This is a genomic window from Acinetobacter sp. UBA3025 (assembly GCF_002367915.1).
GTDB lineage: Bacteria > Pseudomonadota > Gammaproteobacteria > Pseudomonadales > Moraxellaceae > Acinetobacter.
The window spans coordinates 1-2,702 of sequence record NZ_DFDO01000221.1 but is presented as its reverse complement, the minus strand read 5'-3'; the positions used below and the strand labels follow the sequence as shown (position 1 = coordinate 2,702).

Genomic DNA, 2,702 nt, shown 5'->3' with positions numbered 1-2,702 from the left:
ATCACAACAGCTATTGGCTATCCAATGGCGACATGGATGTCGCCGTTGATCTGTGGCATAGGGACATGCCATCAGATCAACAGAAGGGGTTTTGTTACTTTTGCCCCCGTCAAAAGTAAAACACTGCCTACGCGATAAAATTTGAATTTATAACTACAAAACTCGGCTGTGCTTTACTTTTACCTCACCTCAGCCCTCTCCTAAAAGGAGAGGGAGATTCATTACTAAATAAATGAAGGAGTAAACCTAATTAGCAATAAAATTTACTACACCTAACTCATGAATAAAGTTATTTAAATAACGTTCCCTCTCCTGAACGAGTTTAAAGCACTGCTTTAAACGATGTGCAAGAAAGGAGACTTGCGTAGCAATGCTACTCAGGGAGAGGATTAACTTAAAAGCTAAAAATTACTCGTCATCTTCCGTAGGTATTACCACCTTATCCGCCTTTTGCGCACGAAGCTGAGCTACAAGACTCTGCATATCTTCAGGCAAAGGCGCTTCAATCGTCGGATAGCCTGGAATTTCTAAGCGCATCGCATGCAGACATAAACGGCGTGGCTTTGGCCCACGATATTCAGTCTCGTGACCATATTTCTCATCACCCACTAACGGATGACCAATGCTGAGACCATGTACACGAATCTGATGGGTACGACCAGACAATGGAGAAGCATACACCAGTGTCGCATGCATAAAACGCTCTGCCACATTCCACTGGGTTTTAGACTCTTTGCCTTCTTTAGAGACACGGACACGGCGCTCACCATTAGAAAGTTCATAACGATGCAAAGGTGCATCGATGAGTTGCTTATCTAGCGTTACCTGCCCTTTCACGACAGCGGCATAAGTTTTTTTAATCTTATGTTCACGTAATAAATCTTGTAGCGTTTTTAAGGTACTGCGCTTTTTCGAGATCATCACCAGACCCGATGTGTCACGGTCAATACGGTGAATCAATTCCAGGTATTTTTTACCTGTTGCAGCACGTAGGCCTTCAATCAGGCCATACGCCACACCGCTACCGCCATGCACAGCAATACCCGATGGTTTATTGACAACCATCAAGCCTTCATCTTCATATACCACACGTGACAGAAGACCTTGAGCCACCTTGTCCGAAATCGGCGCTTCTGATTCATCTTTTTGTTCATAACGAATAGGTGCCACACGAATCTGGTCGCCAATCGCCAGTTTGGTTTCGGCCTTAATGCGTTTTTTATTGACGCGAACCTGTCCTTCACGAATCAGACGATAAATCCGACTTTTAGGCACCCCTTTCAGACGACTGAACAAGAAATTATCGATTCGCTGTCCATCTTGATGTTCATCCACTTCAAACCAAGTGACGCTTTGCCATTGTTGTGTAGAATTCATACAGTTACTATGACCCAAAAATTACTAAAATTGATTAAAAACTGATCACTTAGGTTATGCTTTACACAAGAAACATAAGCTTAGCCCATAGGCAGATGATGCAAGGTTTGATATAGTCAGCGCACGGAAACCATCGTTTGTGAGTAAAAGTTGAAGCATTTCAGATTTCTCTGAACTTGATTATTCAACTAAAGACTCACATGATACGGGAAGGTCCCAAAAGAATTATGCCGACGCCGAAGGCTTATTATATCGGCAAACAAAGCAAACTGTTGCGTTTAATTGTACCTCAGGTACATAAATCAGTTTGTCTGAAAAAATATGTCGCCAACCTAGTTGGTTTTTAAACGTAAACTGATACACATCAGATTAGTCGCACCCTGAAGACGACTTCAGGCTACAGCGTTTGATGCATTGGATCTGCACAGTTTGTAAAGATACGACGACAATTCCGTATCAAGACACTTTCTATAAAGAAGGGATGATCTTCGAGCAATGTGACAGTGAAAGTTACTCACATCTAATGCACCGCTTGTCCGCCAGTGAAACGTTCAGGTGACTTTAATCGTTTAAAGATTGAAGCCGTATTGCCATCATCAATACGTGAATCAAAATACCGAAGCTGATCTATATTCAAGTAGACGCCGGGAATAAAAGACTCAGACCACAATGAAACTCATTGGAGATCTGAGCCATTGATCCGTGATGTGTGATGTTCGCTACGTGAATAGCGATTTTTTGCTGTGTATCACTATAAGGTGTTACACCCATGAAACGTATGTTGATTAATGCAACACATGCCGAAGAAATTCGCGTTGCACTTGTCACTGGTCAGCGTCTTTACGATTTCGATTTAGAGAATCGTACCCGTGAACAAAAAAAATCTAATATCTATAAAGGTCACGTGACTCGCGTTGAACCTTCTTTAGAAGCTGTATTCGTTGAATACGGCGCAGGTCGCCAAGGCTTCCTGTCTATGCGTGAAATCGCAAACTCTTACTACAAAGCCGATCCTCGCCAAACTTCAAATATCCGTGAACTGATTACTGAAGGCACTGAACTTCTGGTTCAGGTGGAAAAAGAAGAGCGCGGCAATAAAGGCGCTGCCCTTTCAACTTTCATTTCCTTAGCTGGTCGTTATCTGGTTCTGATGCCAAACAACCCGAAAGGTGGCGGTATCAGCCGTCAGATTTCCGGTTCTGTGCGTGAAGAACTGAAAGAAATGCTGGCCTCTTTAAATGTGCCACGTGGTATGAGCGTGATTGTGCGTACAGCAGGCATTGGTCGTTCTCAAGAAGAATTACAGCTTGATCTGCAACATTTGC

The 2,702-nt window shown here is 43.0% G+C and carries 2 protein-coding genes; one reads left to right on the top strand and one right to left on the bottom strand.

Annotation, left to right across the window (positions count from 1 at the left end):
- Positions 1–408: 408 nt before the first annotated feature.
- Entirely contained in the window at positions 409–1,377 is a 969-nt protein-coding gene (locus B4J23_RS09290; RefSeq protein ID WP_004781807.1) for an RluA family pseudouridine synthase, read from the bottom strand.
- 769 nt (positions 1,378–2,146) lie between these two features.
- On the opposite strand from B4J23_RS09290, the gene B4J23_RS09285 reads away from it, so the two are divergent.
- The coding region (locus tag B4J23_RS09285) for a ribonuclease E/G (protein ID WP_291360179.1) at positions 2,147–2,702 on the top strand (556 nt) is incomplete at its 3' end.

Excerpts from the sequence above, each read along its gene's own strand:
- B4J23_RS09290 (WP_004781807.1), bottom strand. The coding sequence starts at position 1,377 with ATGAATTCTACACAACAATGGCAAAGCGTCACTTGGTTTGAAGTGGAT.